This is a genomic window from Vibrio toranzoniae (assembly GCF_024347655.1).
Classification (GTDB): domain Bacteria; phylum Pseudomonadota; class Gammaproteobacteria; order Enterobacterales; family Vibrionaceae; genus Vibrio; species Vibrio toranzoniae.
In genome coordinates, this window is the sequence record NZ_AP025514.1 from 2,766,200 (window position 1) to 2,788,426 (window position 22,227).

Genomic DNA, 22,227 nt, shown 5'->3' on the forward strand with positions numbered 1-22,227 from the left:
GCTCCTGCCTAATTTTTTGTGTGTTCTGCCATCATTGGCTGGATATTGCTCAATTGGAACAACGTTCGTAATTGTTCTGGCACGAAACTGAGCATTATATGACAGTTTTGATTTTTTGCATGCTCTAATAAGTGAATTAGCATCACCATTCCTGCTGAATCGACTCGATTTATATGGCTAAGGTCAATTTCAACGCTCGATTCCGTCGTTTGCCACTTTTCCAATATACGCCAGATTGCAGGAACACTGTCACGGTCCAAATCGCCATGAAGCTGATACTCTCTAGAGCTTAGCGTTTGCCATTGAGAATGACTCATTATTTGCTACTCTCAAAACGAATCGGTTGTGCAGCCAATTTCTCTAATTCAGCAGCCACCTGTAAGATACCTTCTTGACGAATCTTGGTATTCCACTCTGACTGCTTACTGGATAGTAGGCTAATACCTTCAGCAACCATATCAAATGCCTTCCACTCGCCCGATTTCTTGTCTTTGCGTAGCTTAAATTCAAGCTTAATATTTGGTCGTGGTGTATCAATAATATCGACTTTGATACTTGTAATACGGCTATCCGCTTTGATTTTGGGTTCTGGACCAAATTCAATCGTTTGATCTGTGTATTGGGTCAGCACCTGAGCATAAGAAGAAACGAGATATTTACGGAATGAATCGATAAATACAAACACATCTTTTCTATCCGCACCTTTCAAATTAGGCCCGAGTAGTTTAAGTGCCGCATATTGAGCATTCACATAGGGCATTAACTCTTCTTCCACAATGACCTTCAATAATTCAGGATCTTGCTGGATATTTTTTTGTTCACTCTTTAAGCGATCAAAGGCAACTTCAGCGACCTGTTTCATCATTTGGTAAGGCTGGGTGCGGTCGATAGGCTCGGCCGCCAAAACCTGAGTCGACATCAGCAAAGTAACCATTGTCATAAACCATCTTTTCAAGATGGTACTCGCTTTAAGCATGTTATAGCTCTTCAACAGGATACTGTTTTTTAACATGAGACTACTCCTCAGCTTCGTTTTCATCAGAGCCACCAACGCTATACAACACTTGGCCAATCAAGTCTTCTAACACTAACGCAGACTTAGTGTCTTCGATGGAATCACCATCAACCAACATCTCTTCGTCGTCAAAAACAAATCCTGGAACCAGACTGATGTACTGCTCACCGATTAAGCCAGACGTTAAGATTTGAGCACTAGAGGTATCTGGAAATTGTGAGTACTTCGCATCAATAGATAATTCAACCATAGGGAGATAGCTTTCAGTATCAAGTTGAATACTTTGCACTCGGCCAACAACCACACCACCCACTTTCACCGGAGAGCGAACTTTTAGGCTACCAATGTTATCAAATGTCGCTTTCAGGTTATAAGTATGATTCGAACCTATGCCTTTTACGTCAGCGACTTGAAAGATCATGATTAAAATTGCGCAAATTCCGGCAATAACAAAGGTGCCGACCCATAATTCTAATTTTCGAGTTTGTTGCATGATTAATTCCCAAACATCAATGCGGTAAGAACAAAATCTAGCCCTAATACCGCTAGAGAAGAGTGCACTACAGTGCGTGTGGTAGCCTGACTAATACCTTCAGAGGTCGGTACTGCATCATAACCATTGAAAAGTGCGATCCAAGTTACGGTGATAGCGAAGACCATACATTTGATCATGCTGTTACCAATATCTCGGCCAAGTTCAACTGAAGACTGCATCGCAGACCAGAAACTGCCGTGATCAATACCTTTCCAATCAACACCAACTAACTGAGCGCCCCAAATCCCGACCGCCATAAAGATCATAGCGAGCAGTGGCATTGAAATAAGCCCCGCCCAAAGACGCGGCGCAATAATACGTTTGATAGGATCGACAGCCATCATCTCAAGGCTAGAGATCTGCTCCGTTGCTTTCATTAAGCCAATTTCAGCCGTTAACGCTGAGCCCGCACGACCTGCAAATAGTAAAGCAGTTACCACAGGCCCCAGCTCTCGTAACAATGAAAGTGCAACCATTTGACCAAGGTTCCCCTCAGCGCCGTAATCAATTAACACGACATAACCCTGCAGGCTAAGTACCATGCCAATAAACAACCCCGAAACTAAAATGATAGCTAATGACTGAACACCAACGCTATAAAGTTGCTTAACTAATAAAGGGAAGTTTTTTAGTCTCGGAATGCCAAACAAAGCCCCGAATAACATCAGGCTTGCTCGACCAAATGACTCGCAAATCGCAAGTGTGCGTCTACCGACACCCGCAATAGTTTTAGCAATCATATTAAAACAAATCCTCTTCTAGGCTCTTTGCTGGGAATCTAAATGGCACCGGACCATCAGCTTCACCTTGCAAGAATTGCTGCACTCGTGGATCGCTGTTGCTGTACAGATCTTCAGGTGAACCTGCTGCAATGATTTTCCCATCAGCCATCAGATAAACCCAATCGGCAATGCTCATCACTTCAGGAACATCATGCGACACAATGACGGAGGTTAAACCCAAGGCTTGGTTAAGATTATGGATGAGTTCGACCAACACACCCATGGTGATAGGGTCTTGGCCAACAAAAGGCTCATCATACATAATAAGCTCCGGATCCAACGCAATAGCACGAGCCAACGCCGCTCGTCTCGCCATACCGCCAGACAACTCACTCGGCATTAACTCTGCAGCCCCTCGTAACCCTACTGCTTCAAGCTTAAGCAATACGATGGTACGAATAAACTTCTCATTGAGTTCGGTATGTTCCCTTAATGGAAAAGCCACATTATCAAAAACATTGAGATCCGTAAAAAGTGCACCAGACTGAAAAAGCATGCTCATTTTTTTACGGGCCTGATATAGCTTTCGGCGTGATAATGCAGGGATATTATCTCCATCAAACCAGACTTCGCCTTCATCTGGCGACAATTGGCCACCAATCAAACGCAGCAAGGTTGTTTTGCCAATCCCAGACGGTCCCATGATCGCAGTAATCTTTCCTCGAGGCACCTCCAAGCTAATATCATCAAAGATAAGTCGCTCTCCTCGAGAGAAGCTAAGGTTCTTAACTTTCACAAGCTCAGTGTTCAACATATTTTTGTTGTTTCCTTGCTTTAAAAAACGCCAATTATGGCTGCAATAATAATGAGTCTACTTTAGAATTAAAAGCACTGTTCAATTAATTCATATTAAACATGAATCTATGCAGGGATTTGAAAGCATTAGAAAATTATCTATTCAGCTCTTTTTCTTACCGACTAACTGGTAATTAATTTGCCGAGTGACTTCCCTTTTATCTAGCAACAGGTCAAAATTAGCGGTTAATTCTTCGTTTTTTATTAATTTTTTAGGAATCATCATGCTTGAAGCGATTGCGTTTCTTATTATCGGTCTAGGTTTTTTGGTGTGGAGCGCAGATAAGCTGGTCTACGGCGCCGCGGCTCTTGCTCGCAACTTCGGTATCTCACCACTAGTTATCGGTATGACGATCTTAGCAATGGGTTCTTCAGCTCCTGAAATGATGGTTTCTGCGACTGCAGCCCTTGACGGCAAAACAGATACCGCCGTAGGTAACGTGATCGGCTCAAATATCGCAAACATCGCCCTGATTTTAGGTATTACAGCGCTTATCAAGCCGTTATCGATTAGCTCTGGCGTCATTCGCCGTGAACTACCATTAATGATTGGTGTCACTTTATTAGCAGGCGCAATCCTTTGGGATAACCACTTAGGATTCTATGAAGGTGTATTACTGTTTGTACTTTTTGCCGCGTTCTTGTTTGCCATGCTGCAAATCAGCCGCAGTGAGAAGAAAAACGGCGATGCCTTCCTGGATGAACAAGAATCCGAAATTCCTCAAGGTGTAAGTAATCCTAAAGCCGCGATGTGGGTCGTGATTGGTTTGATCATTCTGCCTTTGGCCGCCGACATGCTGGTTGATAACGCGGTGATCATCGCGAAATATTTCGGCATGAGTGATCTAGTGATTGGTTTAACCATCATTGCCGTTGGTACTAGTTTACCTGAACTTGCAGCGTCGCTTGCTGGTGTGATGAAAGGTGAAGATGATATGGCCGTTGGTAACCTCATCGGTTCAAACGTATTCAACATCCTTGCGGTAATGGGGATCCCGGGCATCCTAAACCCTTCAATCTTGAGCGAGTTTGTTATGGGCCGTGACTTCTGGGTAATGCTAGGCGTCTCGCTACTGCTTGTAGTCATGGCACTAGGGAAGTCTCGTAGCGTGAATCGTATTGAAGGCGGTGTGTTAATCGTGACGTTCGTGGCCTATCAAAGTTACCTACTAATGAATATGTCGGCTTAATTGTTAATTTAACTTCTCGTACTTGGAGTATTTGATGTCTCAGCCATTTGATTACCGCAGTGTTGCAAAACAAGTTTTGGACACCGAAGTTGCAGGTCTCACCCAATTAGACCAATATTTTAATGATGATTTTTGCAAGGCTTGCGACCTTATCCTGAACAACAAAGGTAAAGTCGTTGTGATGGGCATGGGGAAATCAGGCCACATTGGTAACAAAATCGCGGCAACTCTTGCAAGTACCGGCACATCGGCTTTCTTTGTACACCCAGGTGAAGCGGCACATGGTGACTTAGGCATGATTGAACCTGGCGATATAGTAATTGCGATATCCAACTCTGGGGAATCAGGAGAAATCCTTAGCCTGTTCCCAGTATTAAAGCGTCTGAACATAAAGATCATCAGCATGACGGGTAAGCCCTTATCAAACATGGCGACCTTGTCTGATATCCATTTACAAATTTCAGTACCGGAAGAGGCGTGTCCACTGGGCTTAGCACCAACCACCAGTACCACGGCGACTTTGGTTATGGGTGATGCATTAGCCGTCGCACTTTTACAAGCGCGAGGCTTTACTGCTCAAGATTTTGCACTGTCTCACCCTGGTGGCGCTTTAGGTCGTCAATTGTTGTTAAAACTTGACGACATCATGCACACAGGCGATGCACTTCCTGTTGTAGCACCAGATGCACTAGTAAGAGACGCGCTACTAGAAATATCTCAAAAAGGCCTAGGCATGACAGCCATCGTTAGCGCAGATGGTCAAATGGCCGGTATTTTTACCGATGGTGATTTACGCCGCATCTTAGACAAACGCGTTGATATCCATAACACTCAGATCGGCGATGTGATGACACTTAACCCAACGGTAGCAGAACCAAACATGCTTGCGGTAGAGGGACTAAACTTGATGCAAGCTAAAAGCATCAATGGCCTGATGTTGTGCCAAGAAGGTAAATTGGTTGGAGCCTTAAACATGCATGACTTACTGAAAGCAGGAGTAATGTAATGACACAGACAGTCGAAACCCTATACGGCACAGTAGATTCTGATGTGTTCGCAGTAGCAAAAGAGATCAAACTCCTAATTTGCGATGTAGACGGCGTCTTTTCTGATGGCCGCATCTACATGGGTAACAATGGTGAAGAGCTGAAAACGTTCCACACTCGTGACGGTTACGGTATTAAATCACTGATGAACGCTGGCATTGAAATCGCGATCATCACTGGCCGTAAATCTCAGATTGTTGAGAATCGAATGACTGCTTTGGGCATTAAGCTTATTTACCAAGGTCAAGACGATAAAGTTAAGGCATACCAAGATATTTGCGATAAGCTTTCTGTAAACCCTGAAAATACGGGTTACATCGGAGACGATCTGATCGATTGGCCTGTAATGGAAAAAGTTGGCTTGAAGGTATGTGTAGCAGATGGTCACCCACTACTTGCACAGCGAGCAAATTACGTAACAACTATTCACGGTGGTCATGGCGCGGTACGTGAAGTGTGCGACCTTATTTTACAAGCAAGAAATGAACTCGACGTGCATAAAGGTTTAAGCATATGAGTTTTACTCGTATTATCTATTTAATACTCATATTTATTGCCTCTTGGTCGACCTATTATCTATACGACAAAGAGCAAACATCGACGATACAAGTAGCTCCAAATTTGGAGTTGCCCGCGTTTAGTGGCAAAAGTCTAAACAACATTAGCTATGACCAATCAGGTATCCGTAGCTATCAGGTTGAATCGACCTATTTAGAACACTACTCAGTGGTGGGCGACACGCACTTTCAAAATCCAGTTCTTTCGGTATTTCGAGAAGGACACACAATTGAATGGCAAGTTACCGCCGATCGCGCGATTATGGATGAGAATCAAGTTGTCACTTTTTATGACAACGTAGTGGCCAAGAACCTGTTACCCGAAGCGAGCTTCGATACGATGACCACAGATGAAATGGTTGTTGAGCTAACTAGCCGAGATTTTTATTCAGAGACTCCGGTCCATATGATCGGTACATTTTTTGAAACTGAGGGGCAAGCAATGAAAGGTAACTTCGGTACCAACAATGCAACTCTCTTTAATTCTGTTCAAGGTAGATATGAAACTCTTACACCTTAGTTTATTCGCTTTGACCCTTGCGGCACCTAATGTCTATGCCCTTTCTTCGGATAGCGAGCAGCCTGTCTACATTGACTCAGACAGCCAGCAACTGGATATGAAAAGTAATCAAGTGACGTTCCTTGGTGATGTAAACCTTAAGCAAGGTAGCATCAACATCAATGCCGATAAGATCATTGTTACCCGTAATGCCGTAAACGGTGAGATTGAAGAAATTCAAGGTTTCGGTAAGCCAGCAACCTTCTCTCAACTTACTGACGACGGGAAAACACTCTACGGTGAAGCTGACGATTTACATTACCAGCTTGTTGCTGACCGATTGATCATGACCAAGAATGCAATGCTATCTCAAGATGGCAGCATTATTCGTGGTTCTAAGATCACTTACCAGATCGGCTCTCAGAAATTAGTCGCTGACAGTGGTGAGAACAAACGTGTGTCAACGGTTTTACAACCAACGGAAGTGAATAAGTAACGATGGCTGTTCTAAAAGCAAAAAACCTAGCGAAAACATACAGCAAACGTAAGGTAGTAACCGACGTTAGCTTGCAGGTGGAGTCAGGTCAGATCGTTGGCCTGCTTGGACCGAACGGTGCAGGTAAAACCACGTCGTTCTATATGATAGTTGGTCTGGTTGCTCGTGATGAAGGCACCATCAGCATTGATGACCGAGACATCAGTATCTTGCCAATGCACAGTCGATCTCGCCTTGGTATCGGATACCTACCTCAAGAAGCATCGATTTTCCGCAAGTTGTCTGTAGAGAACAACATCATGGCGGTTTTACAAACCCGTGATGAGATGACCAACGAACAGCGTCAAGATAAGCTAGAAGACCTGCTAGAAGAGTTCCACATTCAACATATTCGCACCAGTAATGGTATGGCTCTGTCGGGTGGTGAACGTCGTCGAGTTGAGATTGCTCGTGCACTAGCAGCAAACCCGCAGTTCATTCTATTGGATGAACCGTTCGCTGGTGTTGACCCGATCTCGGTTATCGATATCAAGAAAATCATTGTTCACCTACGCGATCGTGGCTTGGGCGTTTTGATTACTGACCACAACGTTCGTGAAACATTAGACGTATGTGAAAAAGCTTACATCGTAAGCCAAGGACACCTGATCGCTGAGGGAACTCCTGAAGATGTTCTCAATAACGAACAAGTTAAACAAGTTTATCTAGGCGAACAATTCCGTCTATGATTAGATAGAGAGTATCGAGAGTTCTAAGAATAATAACTAGGTAAGTCACACTGAATGAAACCCTCATTACAACTTAAGCTAGGTCAACAGTTAGCAATGACCCCTCAATTGCAGCAAGCGATTCGTTTGTTGCAGTTGTCTACTTTAGATTTGCAACAAGAGATCCAAGAAGCACTTGAATCTAACCCACTACTCGATGTCGAAGAAGGCAATGAAGATACGCCGACATCGGAAGAAAAACCTAGCAGTGACGAGAAAGAAACAGTTGAAGCCACAGAGCAAGACTTACCTGATAGCTCAGATTTAATCGAAAAATCAGAGATTGGCAACGAACTCGAAATCGACACAACTTGGGAAGATGTCTACAGCGCAAATACGGGTAACACTGGCATTGCGATTGATGATGACATGCCTGTTTACCAAGGCGAAACCACACAAAGCCTGCACGATTACCTACTTTGGCAACTCGGCTTAACCCCCTTCACTGACACTGACCGAAGTATCGCCTTCGCGCTGATCGATGCCATTGATGATTATGGCTACCTCACTGTTTCTTGTGAAGATATCCTTGAAAACTTTGATAACGAAGAGATCGAGCTTGATGAGATCGAAGCCGTTCGCAAACGAATTCAGCAATTTGACCCATTAGGCGTTGGTTCCGTGAACCTGCAAGATTGCTTGTTACTGCAACTCGCGACCTTCCCTCAAGATACCCCTTGGCTTAATGAAGCTAAGTTAGTACTTACTAGCCATATCGATCAACTAGGTAATCGTGACTATAAACTTGTCATAAAAGAAACCAAGTTGAAGGAAGCAGAACTGCGTGAGGTTATGCAACTAATTCAGCAGTTGGACCCTCGCCCTGGCAGCAAAATTACACCGGATGAAACTGAATATGTGGTTCCTGATGTTTCAGTTTTCAAAGAGCTCGGTAAATGGATAGTCACCATAAACCCTGATAGCGTGCCTAAGCTTAAGGTAAATCAGCAATACGCAGCTCTTGGTAGCAAAGGCAACAGCGCCGACAATCAGTACATTCGATCGAATTTGCAAGAAGCAAAGTGGCTAATTAAAAGCCTAGAAAGCCGAAATGAGACGTTACTCAAAGTTGCGAGATGCATTGTTGAACATCAGCGCGATTTCTTCGAACATGGCGAAGAATCAATGAAGCCAATGGTCCTAAACGATGTTGCATTAGCTGTTGAGATGCATGAATCCACAATATCCCGTGTGACGACTCAAAAGTTCATGCATACACCACGCGGCATCTTTGAGCTCAAATACTTTTTCTCGAGCCATGTTAGCACCGACAATGGTGGTGAATGTTCATCTACAGCAATTCGCGCGCTCATTAAGAAGCTGGTCGCGGCGGAAAATACCGCGAAACCTCTCAGTGATAGTAAAATTGCTGCTTTGCTGGCTGACCAAGGAATTCAGGTAGCTCGACGTACCATAGCGAAATACCGTGAATCTCTGGGTATTGCCCCATCAAGTCAGCGTAAACGCCTGCTGTAAAATAATTTAACTCGCTATTTAATTTAGTTATAGCCAGGCAACCAACTGAAAAGGAAAGTCTATGCAAATCAATATTCAAGGCCATCACGTTGATCTTACCGATTCAATGCAAGACTATGTTCACACTAAATTAGACAAACTTGAGCGCTTTTTTGATCATATCAATAGCGTCCAGGTTGTATTACGAGTTGAGAAAGTTGATCAAATTGCAGAAGCGACTCTTCATGTTAATCAAGGAGAAATCCATGCAACAGCAACAGATGAAAATATGTATGCTGCGATTGATTCATTAGTTGATAAACTAGTCCGTCAACTCAACAAGCACAAAGAAAAGCTAAGTAGCCACTAACATGCAATTAAGCGAAGTACTTTCATTGGACTGCACTAAAAGTGCTGTCCAATGCACGAGCAAAAAAAGAGCCCTTGAACTCATCAGCCAGATTGCAGCAGAAAGCTGCGGTCAAGATTCAACAGAACTGTTTGAGTGCATGTTGAGCCGTGAAAAAATGGGCAGTACTGGTATTGGTAATGGTATCGCTATTCCTCATGCTCGTATGAGTGTCAGTGATAAAGCGATCGCAGTGCTGCTGCAATGCCAAGCTCCAATCGAATTTGACGCTATTGACAACCGCCCTGTCGACCTATTATTTGCTCTTCTTGTCCCTAGCGAACAGTGTAAGGAACACCTAAAAACCCTTTCTTGCATGGCAGAACGCCTTAACGACAAGCAGACTCTTAAACAGTTGCGTAATGCTCAAAGTGATCAAGAGCTTTATGACATCATGATTCAAGTACCATCTGGCGAGTAATAATATGCGACTAATCGTTGTAAGTGGCCAATCGGGGGCCGGTAAAAGTGTTGCGCTACGAGTCCTCGAAGACTTGGGGTATTACTGTGTCGATAACCTACCAGTAAATCTACTCAACGACTTCGTCAAATCCGTCAGTGAGATCAATCAAAACGTTGCCGTTAGTATTGATATTCGTAACCTACCGAAAGAGCCTCAATTAGTCACAGATACACTAGAACAACTAAAATCTGCCACTGATATTGACGTGAACGTTTTGTTCCTAGATGCGAGTAAGCAAACACTGCTCAAACGCTATAGCGAAACACGTAGAATTCACCCTCTATCTATTGGTCAAGAAAAGCTATCACTTGAGCAAGCTATCGATTTAGAGAAAACACTCTTGGCTCCCCTTGCAGAGCAAGCCAGCATTGTAATTGACAGCAGTGAATGCAACCTTTACGAATTGAGTGAAAAGGTTCGGTTTAAAGTGGAAGGCAAAGAGAAGCAAGAGCTGATTATTGTCTTTCAATCGTTCGGTTTTAAGTTTGGCTTACCAAGTGACGCTGACTATGTGTTTGATGTTCGCTTCTTGCCAAACCCTCACTGGGAACCAGACCTACGGCCATTAACCGGTCTTGATGCTCCGATTCACTCTTTTCTAGAAAAACACCCCGAAGTTATTGAACTCAAGCAACAGATCCAAGGCTTTGTTGAGCAGTGGTTACCAATGTTAGAGAAGAATAATCGTAGCTACCTAACGGTCGCGATTGGCTGTACTGGCGGTAAACACCGCTCGGTTTATCTGACACAAAAAATTGGTGAGTACTTCGAACAACTTGGTCATCAAGTACAAATCAGACACGCCTCCTTAGAGAAGCACCAACAGGGCTAACCATGGAATTCACTCGAACTGTACTGATCCAAAACCGTTTGGGTCTTCACGCTAGAGCAGCAGTAAAGTTGGTTGAACTTGCACAAAGCTTTGATGCCATCATTACTATCCATAGCGAAGACGATAAGATCGCGACGGCAGACAGCGTTATGGGGCTATTGATGCTGGAATCAGCACAAGGGCAACACATCACAATTCAAGCCATAGGCAGCGACTCACAGCAAGCGCTTGATGCCGTCTGTCATCTCATTGAAGATAAGTTTGATGAGGGCGAATAAGAGAAAAGGCGTTACTCACAACGCCTAAGACTTAAATAAATAGCCAACCAATATTAAATATTAGTTCTACCTAAGTTAATGATTTAAATAAGCCCTAGAATTAAGTTACTATTCTAAGTATTGTTAGAATAATGAGATAGGAGGAACATATGGCAGAGCAATTAGAATTTGACCAAGCTCACCAAACCCTCCAAGAAGTCAGCGAAGCCCTAGAAAATGGGCGATTTGTTCACGTACGCCGACAACTTCAGGACATGGAGCCTGAAGATATTGCACACCTTTTAGAAGCCTCCCCTCGCAAAAGTCGTGATGTACTCTGGCAACTCACCGATCCTGAAGACTTCGGTGAAATTCTTGATGAATTAAACGAAGACGTCAAAGATGCTCTTGTGTCAAAAATGGCACCAGAAACGTTGGCAGAAGCAACCGAAGGCATGGAGACCGATGACGTCGCGTACGTACTTCGAAGCCTACCCGACGATGTTTCTCGCGAAGTCCTTTCTCAGATGGACTCCGTTGACCGTGCTTTGGTTGAGACAGCACTATCATACCCAGAAAATTCTGCGGGTGCGTTAATGAATACCGACGTGATCACGATTCGTGGTGACGTCGATGTTGATGTTGTTTTGCGTTATCTACGTATGCGTGGTGAACTTCCGGACGCTACCGATACTTTATATGTCATCGATGAAGAAGAGCGTTTGATTGGTAACTTATCATTAACGACCCTGATCACAACACAACCGGATGTTGCAGTCTCTGAGGTGATGGAAGATGCAGACGAAGCTATCGCCGTTGAAACCAGCGCTTCCGATATTGCGAGCCTGTTTGAACGTCGTAACTGGGTTTCTGCCCCTGTAGTCGATAGTAACCAGCACCTTGTGGGTCGTATCACCATCGATGACGTGGTTGATGTCATCCGTGAAGATGCTGAACACTCAATGATGAGTATGGCGGGTATGGACGATGACGAAGATACCTTCGCACCGGTCGTAAAATCCGCTCGTCGTCGTAGCGTCTGGCTTGGGGCCAACGTACTTGCAGCACTGGCAGCGGCTTCAGTATCGAACATGTTTGAAGCAACGCTCGACCAAATGGCCGCAATTGCCGTACTGATGACTATCGTGCCTTCAATGGGCGGGGTTGCCGGTAACCAAACCGTTGCGCTAGTGATTCGTGGTTTAGCGCTCGGTCATATTGGTGATAGTAACAAGCGTGAATTGCTACTTAAAGAAGCGGCTATCGGCTTCCTAAACGGCATTCTATGGGCCGTTATCATTGGTGGTATCGTAGTAGCCTGGAAGGGTAACTGGGTACTGGGTGGCATCATCTCCGCTGCGATGATGACCAACTTACTTGTCGCTGGTATTGCCGGTGTAACCATACCGGTGATGTTGAAGAAAATGAACATCGACCCTGCATTGGCAGGTGGTATGGCACTCACCACAGTAACGGATGTTATTGGCCTATCGGTATTCTTAGGCTTAGCGACCATACTGATCTAGCTTGATTGCCTACTCGGTAAATACAAAAAGGGAGCCATCGGCTCCCTTTTTTAATTCATCCAATAGCGTTAATTAAATTACTCGCCTGCGACTTTCATCGACTCAAGCAAGATAGAACCCGTTTGAATCTGTGAACGCGTTTCAACATCGTTACCGACTGCCACGATCTGATTAAACATGTCTTTTAGATTACCTGCAATCGTCACTTCCGATACTGGGTATTGGATCTCTCCGTTCTCAACCCAGAAACCTGCAGCACCACGAGAGTAATCACCTGTCACTGTGTTTACACCTTGTCCCATTACTTCAGTAACAAGGAAACCTGTGCCCAATTCTTTCAGCATCTGCTCAAAGTTTTGACCGGTCGATTTAACGAACCAGTTATGAATACCACCAGCATGGCCGGTTGGTGTCATATCCATCTTACGCGCGGCATAGCTCGTTAGTAGGTAAGTTGCTAACACACCATCAGTGATGATCTCACGATCTTGAGTGTAAACACCTTCACTGTCGAACGGGCTTGAAGCCAAACCTCGTAAGATATGTGGACGCTCAGAGATATTGAACCAACCTGGCAAAATTTTCTGACCTAGATGATCCAGTAAGAACGACGACTTACGGTAAAGGTTTCCGCCACTGATCGCCATCACAAGGTGACCAATTAGACCTGTGGCAACATCGTTAGCGAACATAATTGGGTATTGGCCTGTTGATAGCTTTTTCGCATCCAAACGGCTGATAGTCTTTTCTGCAGCCTCTTGGCCTACACGCTCAGGCGTCCACAGCTCGTCACGGTGACGAGCAACGGTATAGCTGTAGTCGCGTTCCATTTCACCGTTAGCGCCTTGTCCAATCACACAGCAGCTCGTGCTATGGCGGCTTGAAGCGTAGCTGGCTAGTAAGCCATGGCTGTTACCGTACACTTTAACGCCGTAATGGCTGTCGTAGCTCGCGCCATCACTTTGTTTGATTTTGTCGCTATAAGCTAGCGCTTGCTTCTCAGCAGCAATCGCAATCTCAGCGGCATAGTCTGGGTTAGGTTCATCAGGGTGGAAAAGATCCAAGTCTGGAATGTCTTTTACCATGTACTCTTTTGCCGCAGGACCTGAAAATGGGTCTTCAGACGTGTACTGAGCGATATCAAGCGCAGCCGCTACCGTTTGAGCAATCGCCTTTTCACTTAGATCGGATGTAGATGCGCTGCCTTTTTTCTGGCCACGGTAAACAGTAATACCTAGCGCACCATCACTATTAAATTCAACGTTTTCCACTTCACACATACGTGTTGAAACACTTAAACCCGTTGACTTAGTAATAGCAACTTCAGCGGCGTCGGCACTCACAGAGGCCATGTCCAATGCTTTTGCTACTGCGGCTTCTAGCTCAACTCTTTGCTGAGCGACTTGCTGTTTTACATCCATATCTATTCTAATTTTGTAGGTCAATATTACGTAGGATAACAAGAATTTCGCTTTCTCCCCAAGATTCTTGCTAAAATAGGCAATATATTCGTTTGAGATAGTGACATAGGCAGAAAAGATGGCTCGCAAAAACCAAAAAGCCCCATGGGAACCAGAAGAAGAAATCATCTGGGTAAGTAAGACAGAAATGAAAACCGACATGGATGCCCTGCAAAAGCTGGGAGAAGAGCTTGTTGGTTTAAAGCCTTCTGTATTAGACAAGTTTCCTCTGTCTGAAGATTTGGCACAAGCGATAAAAGATGCACAACGCTTTAAAAATGAAGCGAAGCGTCGTCAACTTCAATACATTGGTAAAGTAATGCGTAGTGTCGATCCTGAGCCAATTCAAGCGGCTTTGGATAAAGTACGTAACAAGCACTCACAAGCAACCGCTGAGCTACATAAGCTTGAGCAACTGCGTGACCGTGTTGTAGCTGAAGGCGATACTGCCATTTCAGACGTTATGGAGATGTACCCTGAAGCAGACCGTCAACGTCTTCGTCAGCTAGCGCGCCAAGCTAACAAAGAAAAATCAGCGAACAAGCCAGCCAAGGCTTCTCGTGAAATTTTTCAAATCTTAAAAGAGCTAAAGCTAGGCGACTAATCCTCGTCTCGCTTTACTTATAAAGATAATAAAAGACCTAGCGCATGCTAGGTCTTTTGCTTTCTACGTACTCAATATCAAGAGATATTAAACAAGATTGGTGAATCGTCACTCACCCGCTTTAACAAACGAGCTTAGCTCTTGCTGTGGATGATCAGCCGTCAGTGTCTCTATCGAGTCTGCAACCAACACTTTACCTAATGCCACAAATACAAACTTATTGGCAATACTGCGTGCATCCCCTAAATGGTGAGTCACCATCAACACCGTAATGCTTCGCTCTGCTGCTAATCGCCTAACAAGGTTAAGCATTTCCTCACGAAGCAAAGGGTCAAGCGCCGAAAAAGGTTCATCAAGCAGCCAAATGTCGTGTGGTTGAACAAAACAACGCGCCAGTGCGACACGCTGACGTTGGCCACCAGATAAATGTTCAGGCAGCCTATCTAAATACTCTGCAACACCGACTTGTGCAGCGGCTTGCTCAACATCGAGCTTTTGGGTTGCGGTAAGCTTTAACCCCGGATGCAAGCCTAAGCCAATATTTTCACGCACCGTGAGGTGAGCAAATAGATTGTGCTCTTGGAACAACATCGCCAATGGACGCTGATGCGCTTCTTTGCCAATCAGCGATTGTCCTGCTACCGAGATCTCACCCGATGTCGGCTCAATAAACCCAGCAACCAATGCGAGTAGCGTTGATTTACCCGCACCACTAGGCCCCATCAAAGCAACAATATCACCCTGTTCTGCTTGGAAATCAAAACTAAACAACTCTTGGTGATAGTGGTAATCCACTTCTTTCATCACTAACATCATCGGTTCCTTAACTCTTTAGCTTTGAGCTTCGAGTAAACAAAAATTCAATCAGACTAAAGATGCCCACACTCAATAACAGTAAACTCACTGAAACCACCGCAGCCGCTTCCATTTGATAACTGCCTAACAATTGAAATAGATACAAAGGCAGAGTTCTAAAATCGTGGCTACCAAACAAAGCAATCGCACTTAAGTCGCCCATCGCCAACATAAAGCTGATAGAGAAAGCCTGCGCCATTGGCTTGCGAAGTGCGCGCCATTCCACCAGCCTAAAGCGAGTGAATCCTGTCATTCCTAAACTTGCACACACATACTGATACTGCTGAGAAAGATGCAGCATAGGTTGAGCCAAGGTTTTAATCACATAAGGCAGCGCCATCAAACTGTTTACTGCAATCACAATAAAGAACGCCAAGCTGAACACATCAGTAAAGGAACGCAGTAATAAAAAGAGACCAGTACTAATCACTAAGCCCGGCGTCACTAAAATAATAGTACCAATCAGTTCGATTTTATCGGCTCGAAAATTCTTGTTCTGCAAACGCCATGCGCGACTGGTCAGGAGTATCGCAATACCAATACCAACGGCGATAATGCTTGCGAGGGAAGCGACACGAACTGAGGTCATTAACGCAGCCCAGAACGGCTCACTGCTCAGCACTATCAAAGCTTGTGAATTAATGCCACTGAATATGACCATGGCTAGTGGCGGCAATACCAGCATTGAGACTACGATGATCCAAAAGCTATCCCAAGCTTTTGACCACCAGCTGTCCTTAACCAGATATTTCTCTTCCGACAGTTGGCTGGCTGTTACGGAGATAGGTTTAGACAAGCGCTGAATACTCACCGCTAAGACACCACACAGCAGCATTTGCCATATTGCGAGTAGCGCGCCAGCTTGTAGGTCAAAGTCGAATTTGATTGCTTGATAGATGGCTAGCTCAATGGTGGTTGATTTCGGACCACCACCCAACGCCATCACGGTAGCAAAGCTGGTGAAGCACAACATGAAGACCAAGCCACACACATGCGGCAATTGCTGTCTGAGCCTCGGCCATTCAACCCATTTAAATTTATTCCAATGACTCATGCCTAAGTGGGCACACAGTTTATGCTGCTCGGTAGGCACAGTATCTAACGCTTGCAAAAGTAAACGACTGGCATAAGGCAGGTTGAAGAAAACGTGCGCCAACAAAATACCATTCAAGCCATAAATCGAGAATGGTAGCTCAATGTCGAAGTTCGCCAAGAATTTAGCTAACCAACCACTGTTGCCGTAAATCGCCAGCAAGCCAAATACACCGACCAACACAGGTAGAACTAAGGTCGACGCGAACAGCCTTAACAACAAAGCGCGCCCAAAAAACTGTCTGCGACACAGAGCGTGTGCAATAGGTATGGCAAAGCCAACACTCAGCAAAGTTGAGAGTGTCGCTTGATAAAAGCTGAATTTCGTTACATGCCAATAGTAAGGATCGGACCATACTTGGCTGATATCAAGAGAAGGGGCATTGCTAAGCAATGCCCCAACTGCTGAAACCACGAAGGCGGTAATGAGTATCGCAACCCAAACCCCGACCTTAGGTGTTTTCTTTATCATAAATTGATTTTTTACCGTAAATGGTTCATTCCAAACATCACGAATGAACCTTAAAATACAGAAAGCTAGTTTTTTAAAAATACGTTAGAAAGCTCATTTTCTTAAATAGTCAGTTAAAAAGTAAGTGCACTCTGCCATTCACGAATCCAAGGCTTACGCTTCTCGGCGATTTCTTCAGAGCTAAAGCTCAACGCTTTCTGCGGTACTGTTAGCTGCTCAAAACCTTTTGGTAGCTCGACACCCGTAACTGGATACATCCAATTACCTGTAGGCATCGCCGATTGGAATTCATCACTTAGGATAAACGCCATAAACTCATCAGCAAGCTTTTCGTTCTCACTGCCTTTAACCTTAGCGGCTACTTCTACTTGAGTGTAATGCCCTTCTTCGAAGCTCGCTGCTGCGTACTTAGAATCACTTTCTGCAATGATATGATAAGCCGGAGACGTAGTGTAAGACAGAACCAAGTCAGACTCACCTTCTAGGAACATAGAGTAAGCTTCAGACCAGCCTTTGGTTACCGTCACGGTTTTCTGAGCCAGCTTCTTCCAAGCTGTCGTTGTGTCATCACCGTAAACCGACTTCATCCATAACATCATGCCTTGACCAGGTGTTGAAGTACGTGGATCTTGGTAAATAACCTCCAGATCATCACGCTGCTCAACCAGCTCTTTCAAACTCTTAGGCGGGTTTGCTAATTTCTCTTTGTTATAGATAAACGCAAAGTAACCAAAGTCATAAGGTACAAAGGTGTTGTCATCCCAACCATTAGGCAGTGTTACCGATGACGTATCAACCTTGTGTTCCGCCAATAATCCCGTTGCTTTCGCTTCAGCCATTAAATTGTTATCTAGACCTAACACGATGTCAGCTTTGCTGTTGCCGCCTTCAAGGCGTAAGCGGTTTAGAATAGACACGCCATCTTCTAGCGCGACAAAGTTCACATCACAACCACACTTCTCTTCAAATGCTTTCTCTACGGCAGGACGAGGGCCCCAATCCGCTGCAAAAGAGTCATAGGTGTATACGGTCAAAGTGTTATCTGCAGCAAAGGCAGAAAAAGAGATCGCTGTAGAAACAGCAAGGGTAGTTAATGTGAATTTCACTGGACGCTCTCCATGGTCTGAGCGGCACAGGTTTGAGGGAGGAGAACGGTAGAGGTTGTTCCTAACTCAATTCCTACGCCAGCATTATCTGGTTCAGGTTTACGGGTCCCAAGCGCCTGCTTGATCTCAGCTTGCATTCATTATTTGAATGGTCAGCTCCCCGATGAGTGTTCAGAATTGTAATTCGAATTTTAACAATAAGCCATCAAGTTTGGATCAATTACGTTGATCGTAGCCCCAACGTGGCACTAAACCTTGCTCGATACCAAGATGGTCCAGAATGCGCGCCACCATAAAATCAACCAAGTCTTCAATCGACTTAGGTTGGTGATAAAAGCCTGGAGCCGCAGGCATGATCGTCACGCCCATGGTTGAGAGTTTGTGCATGTTCTCTAGATGCAGAGTAGAAAATGGCGTCTCACGCACCACCAACAACAGTTGGCCTCGCTCTTTCATGACGACATCTGCTGCTCGTTCAATCAGGTTATCCGATAAACCATGAGCAATTGACGCTAAACTTCCCGCAGAGCATGGACATACCACCATCTGCTTCGGCGCAGCAGAACCAGATGCAACCGGTGAGAACCAATCATCTTTGCCACACACCATCAACTTTTCTGAGTCGCAGCCTAGATGCTTAACTAAGGCTTGTTTCGCCGCTTCCGGCCCAGCAGGTAACTTAAGTTCATGCTCGGTCGCTAAGACTACTCGCGCTGCCGACGATATCATCAAATAGACCTGATAATCGGCCGCCAAAAGGCATTCAAGTAAACGCAGTCCATAAGGCGCACCAGATGCGCCAGTGAAAGCAAGAGTTATCGCTTTATCGTGTTTTGTCATGTTCTCAATTACTTCAAATTATAAAGTCGTAAATCAGTTAAGCTTTGAGTGCCAATCCATCCAACAGCTTTTGATGAATACCACCAAAGCCACCGTTACTCATTACCAAGATTTGGTCACCCACTTGTGCCTCTGAGACAATTCTAGCAACGAATGCATCCATGTCATCACTTACATGGGCGGGTTGATGGCACGCATCGGCAACATCTTGTACAGACCAATCAATGTTATCCGGTTGGAATAAGTAGGTAGAATCCGCCTGTTTGAGCGAATCAGCCAAGGTTTCTTTGTGCACACCACGCTTCATGGTGGCAGAGCGAGGCTCTAGAACGGCAATGATTTTTTTCGTGTCGACCTTATTACGTAAACCACCAAGCGTAAGTTCAATCGCCGTTGGATGATGAGCAAAATCATCATAAATAGAGACACCAGCAACCTCACCTTTAAACTCCAAACGACGCTTGGTATTGATGAAGTTCGCCAGCGATTCACACGCCAAATCAGGCGTCACACCCACATGTCTGGCTGCCGCAATCGCCATCAAAGCATTACTAACGTTATGATCACCAACCAAATCCCAGTCGACGGTTCCAACACATTCGCCTTGGAAGTACACCTCAAATTTAGAGCCATCTTTAACCCGCTTCTTGGTATCCCAATCACCAAGCTCACCACTCGATTCAGTCTCACTCCAGCAGCCTCGAGATAAAACATCTTGGATAGCCGTGTCTTGCTTCGGTGAAAAAATGCGGCCGTTGCTTGGCACAGTACGCACTAAATGATGGAACTGACGCTTGATCGCTTCAAGATCATCGAAGATATCGGCATGATCGAACTCTAGGTTATTCATGACTAAAGTTCTTGGGTGATAATGAACGAACTTAGATCGCTTATCGAAAAAAGCACTGTCATATTCGTCGGCTTCCACCACGAAGAACATGCTTTCACCAAGACGAGCAGAGATACCAAAGTTACCCAACACACCGCCAACTAAAAAGCCCGGCGCATAACCACAGTCTTCCAAGATCCAAGCCAGCATGCTGGATGTTGTGGTCTTGCCATGCGTGCCGGATACCGCCAGAACCCAACGGTCATGGAGCAAGAACTCTTGCAACCACTGCGGGCCAGATGTGTATCTAAGGTTATTATCCAATACATACTCAACACACGGATTACCACGGCTCATCGCATTACCGATGACCACAAGGTCTGGCCTTGGTTCTAATTGGCTAGGGTCGAACCCTTCAATAATTTCAATCCCTTGAGACTCCAACAAGGTGCTCATTGGAGGATAAACATTCGCGTCACTACCGGTAACCTTGTGACCTAATTGACGAGCCAATACCGCAGCACCACCCATGAAGGTGCCACAAACTCCTAAGATATGAATATGCATAAATTGCTTCCAAACGCTTGGCTAAATGAACCATGTCTAAATCAAACTACTGCACTCATTATCATGAAATGGCAATTAAAAGCGAGTAGCAATGCAAAACAAATTAAGTCGACATAGTAAGTGAGATCTGTGTCGCTTAGTTCATTACCATTAAAAAGATCTAAGCCGTAGAATTTAGGTAAGTGTCTAGATGAATAAAGCCCACACAAGAGGCAAGTTCTACAGTGCTCAAATCCCCCCTAATATTCAGAGAAGTTTAAGGAAATAACATGTCTGAGATGCGCACCCTTGGTGAGTTCATTGTTGAAAAACAAAGTGACTTCCCCCATGCAAGTGGTGATCTATCATCCCTTTTGTCATCAATTCGCCTTGCTGCAAAAATTGTTAACCGAGAAATCAACAAAGCAGGTCTTGTCGACATTACTGGCGCTGTTGGTACAGACAACGTTCAAGGTGAAGAGCAACAGAAGCTAGACCTTTACGCGAACGATAAATTTAAAGCAGCTCTTGAAGCTCGTGACCAAGTTTGTGGTGTAGCAAGTGAAGAAGAAGACGAAGCGGTAGCCTTCAATAAAGAGCTCAACAAAAACGCAAAATACGTTGTTTTGATGGATCCACTTGATGGCTCTTCAAACATCGATGTGAATGTATCGGTTGGTACAATTTTCTCTATCTACCGTCGAGTATCACCGATTGGTACCCCACCAACACAGGAAGATTTTCTACAACCTGGCCACAAACAAGTAGCCGCTGGTTACGTGATTTACGGCTCTTCAACCATGTTGGTGTATACAACAGGGGCAGGTGTAAATGGCTTTACCTATGACCCATCACTGGGTACATTCTGTCTATCTCATGAAAATATGATGATTCCAGACAAAGGTAAGATCTACTCTATCAACGAAGGGAACTACATCCGCTTCCCAACAGGTGTGAAAAAATACATCAAATACTGTCAAGAAAGTGAGCCTAGTGATAACCGTCCATACACGTCACGTTACATCGGCTCTTTGGTTTCTGATTTCCACCGTAACCTACTTAAAGGCGGTATCTACTTATACCCAAGCACAGAAAGCCACCCTCAAGGTAAGCTACGCCTGCTTTATGAGTGCAACCCTATTGCCTTCATTATGGAGCAAGCTGGCGGTATCGCTTCTGATGGTGCACAGCGCATCATGGACATCAAGCCAACAGAATTACACCAACGTGTACCATTCTTTGTCGGTTCAAAGAACATGGTGAGAAAAGTAGAAGAGTTTCTTGAGCTTAACCGAGACTAAACCTCTCATTAACTTCTCAAAATAACGTCATTAAAAAGCCAGCATTCACATGCTGGCTTTTTGTAGGATATTGAGAATATAGAGCGACTACGGGTTGTTCTACTTACACCAGTCACCCGAAAGTATTTCTTTATTAGCGGTTAGCTCAAGTTGATACAAATATACCCACGCTAATCCAAATGTGGTCTCTATTTGCTCGCGACGATACTCAACCGGGACATCCTCTAGCCGGTCAAGCGAGGCTAGAACTTCATCGTTAATGACATAGACCTCGCCAACAACACTTTTACTTCCACAAGTTAGAGCTGGATACGCCCCTAAATCGAACAGAGCAAATTCCTTAGGAGTATCAAAGCGCCCCAACAACTCGCAATCCTGCACATAGTGGTGATTGGACTGGCCTTGTCTCAAGGTGCCATAGACGAACACAAGATGCTGCATAAACCCTCCATAAGCCATTCATCTCTGCTATTCAATGAATGGCTAAACACTACTCTC

26 protein-coding genes and 1 riboswitch are annotated in these 22,227 nt (G+C 44.7%); of the genes, 14 read left to right on the top strand and 12 right to left on the bottom strand.

The genetic code is table 11. The features are described from left to right. Positions 1-8: 8 nt before the first annotated feature. From OCU50_RS12485 to mlaF, 5 genes are all read right to left on the bottom strand, one after another. Positions 9-317: an STAS domain-containing protein gene (locus OCU50_RS12485; protein WP_060468671.1), complete on the bottom strand. Its 309-nt coding sequence runs from the start codon at positions 315-317 to the stop codon at positions 9-11. Further along, positions 317-940, bottom strand: a complete 624-nt coding sequence (locus OCU50_RS12490; RefSeq protein ID WP_235588157.1) for an MlaC/ttg2D family ABC transporter substrate-binding protein — start codon at positions 938-940, stop codon at positions 317-319. Before OCU50_RS12490 ends, OCU50_RS12485 begins: the two co-directional genes overlap by 1 nt. Positions 941-1,016: 76 nt before the next feature. Then, on the bottom strand, positions 1,017-1,508 hold the full coding sequence (gene mlaD, locus OCU50_RS12495) for an outer membrane lipid asymmetry maintenance protein MlaD (protein WP_017055318.1): 492 nt from the start codon (positions 1,506-1,508) through the stop codon (positions 1,017-1,019). A gap of 2 nt (positions 1,509-1,510) precedes the next feature. Then, entirely contained in the window at positions 1,511-2,290 is a 780-nt protein-coding gene (mlaE, locus tag OCU50_RS12500) for a lipid asymmetry maintenance ABC transporter permease subunit MlaE (protein WP_060468672.1), read from the bottom strand. 1 nt (position 2,291) lies between these two features. Further along, on the bottom strand, positions 2,292-3,086 hold the full coding sequence (mlaF, locus tag OCU50_RS12505; protein ID WP_060468673.1) for a phospholipid ABC transporter ATP-binding protein MlaF: 795 nt from the start codon (positions 3,084-3,086) through the stop codon (positions 2,292-2,294). A gap of 265 nt (positions 3,087-3,351) precedes the next feature. Between mlaF and OCU50_RS12510 the strand changes: the two genes are divergently transcribed. From OCU50_RS12510 to mgtE, 12 genes are all read left to right on the top strand, one after another. Next, entirely contained in the window at positions 3,352-4,317 is a 966-nt protein-coding gene (locus OCU50_RS12510) for a calcium/sodium antiporter (protein WP_060468674.1), read from the top strand. 34 nt (positions 4,318-4,351) lie between these two features. Next, positions 4,352-5,323 (top strand): arabinose-5-phosphate isomerase KdsD, encoded by a 972-nt coding sequence (gene kdsD / locus OCU50_RS12515; protein ID WP_060468675.1) that lies wholly within the window; start codon positions 4,352-4,354, stop codon positions 5,321-5,323. Next, positions 5,323-5,880, top strand: coding sequence for a 3-deoxy-manno-octulosonate-8-phosphatase KdsC (gene kdsC / locus OCU50_RS12520; RefSeq protein ID WP_060468676.1), 558 nt, complete (start codon positions 5,323-5,325; stop codon positions 5,878-5,880). The genes kdsD and kdsC overlap by 1 nt, the downstream gene beginning before the upstream one ends. After that, positions 5,877-6,440, top strand: a complete 564-nt coding sequence (gene lptC / locus OCU50_RS12525) for an LPS export ABC transporter periplasmic protein LptC (protein ID WP_060468677.1) — start codon at positions 5,877-5,879, stop codon at positions 6,438-6,440. Before kdsC ends, lptC begins: the two co-directional genes overlap by 4 nt. Next, the gene (lptA, locus tag OCU50_RS12530) at positions 6,421-6,915 is read left to right on the top strand and encodes a lipopolysaccharide transport periplasmic protein LptA (protein WP_017055326.1); all 495 of its coding nucleotides are present in this window, start codon (positions 6,421-6,423) and stop codon (positions 6,913-6,915) included. The genes lptC and lptA overlap by 20 nt, the downstream gene beginning before the upstream one ends. Positions 6,916-6,917: 2 nt before the next feature. Further along, the gene (gene lptB / locus OCU50_RS12535) at positions 6,918-7,643 is read left to right on the top strand and encodes an LPS export ABC transporter ATP-binding protein (protein ID WP_004735304.1); all 726 of its coding nucleotides are present in this window, start codon (positions 6,918-6,920) and stop codon (positions 7,641-7,643) included. A gap of 54 nt (positions 7,644-7,697) precedes the next feature. Next, positions 7,698-9,158, top strand: a complete 1,461-nt coding sequence (locus tag OCU50_RS12540; RefSeq protein WP_060468678.1) for an RNA polymerase factor sigma-54 — start codon at positions 7,698-7,700, stop codon at positions 9,156-9,158. A gap of 61 nt (positions 9,159-9,219) precedes the next feature. Continuing rightward, entirely contained in the window at positions 9,220-9,507 is a 288-nt protein-coding gene (gene hpf / locus OCU50_RS12545; protein WP_017055328.1) for a ribosome hibernation promoting factor, read from the top strand. 1 nt (position 9,508) lies between these two features. Continuing rightward, positions 9,509-9,967 carry a PTS IIA-like nitrogen regulatory protein PtsN gene (gene ptsN, locus OCU50_RS12550; RefSeq protein WP_017055329.1) on the top strand — a complete coding sequence of 153 codons (459 nt, stop codon included), beginning with the start codon at positions 9,509-9,511 and terminating at the stop codon, positions 9,965-9,967. Positions 9,968-9,971: 4 nt separating this feature from the next. Then, positions 9,972-10,841 carry an RNase adapter RapZ gene (gene rapZ / locus OCU50_RS12555; protein ID WP_046224446.1) on the top strand — a complete coding sequence of 290 codons (870 nt, stop codon included), beginning with the start codon at positions 9,972-9,974 and terminating at the stop codon, positions 10,839-10,841. A 2-nt stretch (positions 10,842-10,843) separates the two neighbouring features. Further along, entirely contained in the window at positions 10,844-11,119 is a 276-nt protein-coding gene (locus tag OCU50_RS12560; protein ID WP_060468679.1) for an HPr family phosphocarrier protein, read from the top strand. A 149-nt stretch (positions 11,120-11,268) separates the two neighbouring features. Then, positions 11,269-12,624 carry a magnesium transporter gene (gene mgtE, locus OCU50_RS12565; protein WP_060468680.1) on the top strand — a complete coding sequence of 452 codons (1,356 nt, stop codon included), beginning with the start codon at positions 11,269-11,271 and terminating at the stop codon, positions 12,622-12,624. A 77-nt stretch (positions 12,625-12,701) separates the two neighbouring features. Here mgtE and pmbA read toward each other — a convergent pair whose 3' ends face one another. Beyond that, a complete protein-coding gene (gene pmbA, locus OCU50_RS12570; protein WP_060468681.1) occupies positions 12,702-14,045 on the bottom strand; it encodes a metalloprotease PmbA in 1,344 nt (447 codons plus the stop codon). A 118-nt stretch (positions 14,046-14,163) separates the two neighbouring features. Here pmbA and yjgA point away from each other — a divergent pair, with 118 nt between their 5' ends. Next, on the top strand, positions 14,164-14,688 hold the full coding sequence (gene yjgA, locus OCU50_RS12575) for a ribosome biogenesis factor YjgA (RefSeq protein ID WP_010435062.1): 525 nt from the start codon (positions 14,164-14,166) through the stop codon (positions 14,686-14,688). A gap of 108 nt (positions 14,689-14,796) precedes the next feature. Here the strand turns inward: yjgA and thiQ are convergent, their stop codons facing one another. The 5 genes from thiQ to mpl form a co-directional block, all read right to left on the bottom strand. Beyond that, positions 14,797-15,501, bottom strand: coding sequence for a thiamine ABC transporter ATP-binding protein (gene thiQ, locus OCU50_RS12580; protein WP_060468682.1), 705 nt, complete (start codon positions 15,499-15,501; stop codon positions 14,797-14,799). Positions 15,502-15,511: 10 nt separating this feature from the next. Then, on the bottom strand, positions 15,512-17,107 hold the full coding sequence (thiP, locus tag OCU50_RS12585; protein WP_060468683.1) for a thiamine/thiamine pyrophosphate ABC transporter permease ThiP: 1,596 nt from the start codon (positions 17,105-17,107) through the stop codon (positions 15,512-15,514). 113 nt (positions 17,108-17,220) lie between these two features. Beyond that, positions 17,221-18,213 carry a thiamine ABC transporter substrate binding subunit gene (gene thiB, locus OCU50_RS12590; protein ID WP_060468684.1) on the bottom strand — a complete coding sequence of 331 codons (993 nt, stop codon included), beginning with the start codon at positions 18,211-18,213 and terminating at the stop codon, positions 17,221-17,223. Between the two features lie 53 nt (positions 18,214-18,266). Beyond that, a riboswitch (TPP riboswitch) is annotated at positions 18,267-18,386 on the bottom strand. Between the two features lie 43 nt (positions 18,387-18,429). Then, positions 18,430-19,053, bottom strand: coding sequence for a flavin prenyltransferase UbiX (locus tag OCU50_RS12595; RefSeq protein ID WP_060468685.1), 624 nt, complete (start codon positions 19,051-19,053; stop codon positions 18,430-18,432). 37 nt (positions 19,054-19,090) lie between these two features. Further along, a complete protein-coding gene (gene mpl, locus OCU50_RS12600; RefSeq protein WP_060468686.1) occupies positions 19,091-20,449 on the bottom strand; it encodes a UDP-N-acetylmuramate:L-alanyl-gamma-D-glutamyl-meso-diaminopimelate ligase in 1,359 nt (452 codons plus the stop codon). Between the two features lie 269 nt (positions 20,450-20,718). On the opposite strand from mpl, the gene fbp reads away from it, so the two are divergent. Continuing rightward, positions 20,719-21,729: a class 1 fructose-bisphosphatase gene (gene fbp, locus OCU50_RS12605; protein ID WP_060468687.1), complete on the top strand. Its 1,011-nt coding sequence runs from the start codon at positions 20,719-20,721 to the stop codon at positions 21,727-21,729. Positions 21,730-21,828: 99 nt separating this feature from the next. Here the strand turns inward: fbp and OCU50_RS12610 are convergent, their stop codons facing one another. Continuing rightward, positions 21,829-22,170 (bottom strand): gamma-glutamylcyclotransferase family protein, encoded by a 342-nt coding sequence (locus tag OCU50_RS12610; protein ID WP_060468688.1) that lies wholly within the window; start codon positions 22,168-22,170, stop codon positions 21,829-21,831. Positions 22,171-22,227 lie beyond the last annotated feature (57 nt).

Coding starts and splice junctions, on each gene's coding strand:
- OCU50_RS12610 (WP_060468688.1), bottom strand. CDS start 22,170: ATGCAGCATCTTGTGTTCGTCTATGGCACCTTGAGACAAGGCCAGTCC.
- lptA (WP_017055326.1), top strand. CDS start 6,421: ATGAAACTCTTACACCTTAGTTTATTCGCTTTGACCCTTGCGGCACCT.
- OCU50_RS12540 (WP_060468678.1), top strand. CDS start 7,698: ATGAAACCCTCATTACAACTTAAGCTAGGTCAACAGTTAGCAATGACC.
- yjgA (WP_010435062.1), top strand. CDS start 14,164: ATGGCTCGCAAAAACCAAAAAGCCCCATGGGAACCAGAAGAAGAAATC.
- ptsN (WP_017055329.1), top strand. CDS start 9,509: ATGCAATTAAGCGAAGTACTTTCATTGGACTGCACTAAAAGTGCTGTC.
- thiQ (WP_060468682.1), bottom strand. CDS start 15,501: ATGTTAGTGATGAAAGAAGTGGATTACCACTATCACCAAGAGTTGTTT.
- rapZ (WP_046224446.1), top strand. CDS start 9,972: ATGCGACTAATCGTTGTAAGTGGCCAATCGGGGGCCGGTAAAAGTGTT.
- OCU50_RS12490 (WP_235588157.1), bottom strand. CDS start 940: ATGACAATGGTTACTTTGCTGATGTCGACTCAGGTTTTGGCGGCCGAG.
- hpf (WP_017055328.1), top strand. CDS start 9,220: ATGCAAATCAATATTCAAGGCCATCACGTTGATCTTACCGATTCAATG.
- mlaD (WP_017055318.1), bottom strand. CDS start 1,508: ATGCAACAAACTCGAAAATTAGAATTATGGGTCGGCACCTTTGTTATT.
- mgtE (WP_060468680.1), top strand. CDS start 11,269: ATGGCAGAGCAATTAGAATTTGACCAAGCTCACCAAACCCTCCAAGAA.
- OCU50_RS12485 (WP_060468671.1), bottom strand. CDS start 317: ATGAGTCATTCTCAATGGCAAACGCTAAGCTCTAGAGAGTATCAGCTT.
- kdsD (WP_060468675.1), top strand. CDS start 4,352: ATGTCTCAGCCATTTGATTACCGCAGTGTTGCAAAACAAGTTTTGGAC.
- OCU50_RS12560 (WP_060468679.1), top strand. CDS start 10,844: ATGGAATTCACTCGAACTGTACTGATCCAAAACCGTTTGGGTCTTCAC.
- fbp (WP_060468687.1), top strand. CDS start 20,719: ATGTCTGAGATGCGCACCCTTGGTGAGTTCATTGTTGAAAAACAAAGT.
- kdsC (WP_060468676.1), top strand. CDS start 5,323: ATGACACAGACAGTCGAAACCCTATACGGCACAGTAGATTCTGATGTG.
- lptC (WP_060468677.1), top strand. CDS start 5,877: ATGAGTTTTACTCGTATTATCTATTTAATACTCATATTTATTGCCTCT.
- mlaE (WP_060468672.1), bottom strand. CDS start 2,290: ATGATTGCTAAAACTATTGCGGGTGTCGGTAGACGCACACTTGCGATT.
- mlaF (WP_060468673.1), bottom strand. CDS start 3,086: ATGTTGAACACTGAGCTTGTGAAAGTTAAGAACCTTAGCTTCTCTCGA.
- mpl (WP_060468686.1), bottom strand. CDS start 20,449: ATGCATATTCATATCTTAGGAGTTTGTGGCACCTTCATGGGTGGTGCT.
- OCU50_RS12510 (WP_060468674.1), top strand. CDS start 3,352: ATGCTTGAAGCGATTGCGTTTCTTATTATCGGTCTAGGTTTTTTGGTG.
- thiP (WP_060468683.1), bottom strand. CDS start 17,107: ATGATAAAGAAAACACCTAAGGTCGGGGTTTGGGTTGCGATACTCATT.
- pmbA (WP_060468681.1), bottom strand. CDS start 14,045: ATGGATGTAAAACAGCAAGTCGCTCAGCAAAGAGTTGAGCTAGAAGCC.
- OCU50_RS12595 (WP_060468685.1), bottom strand. CDS start 19,053: ATGACAAAACACGATAAAGCGATAACTCTTGCTTTCACTGGCGCATCT.
- lptB (WP_004735304.1), top strand. CDS start 6,918: ATGGCTGTTCTAAAAGCAAAAAACCTAGCGAAAACATACAGCAAACGT.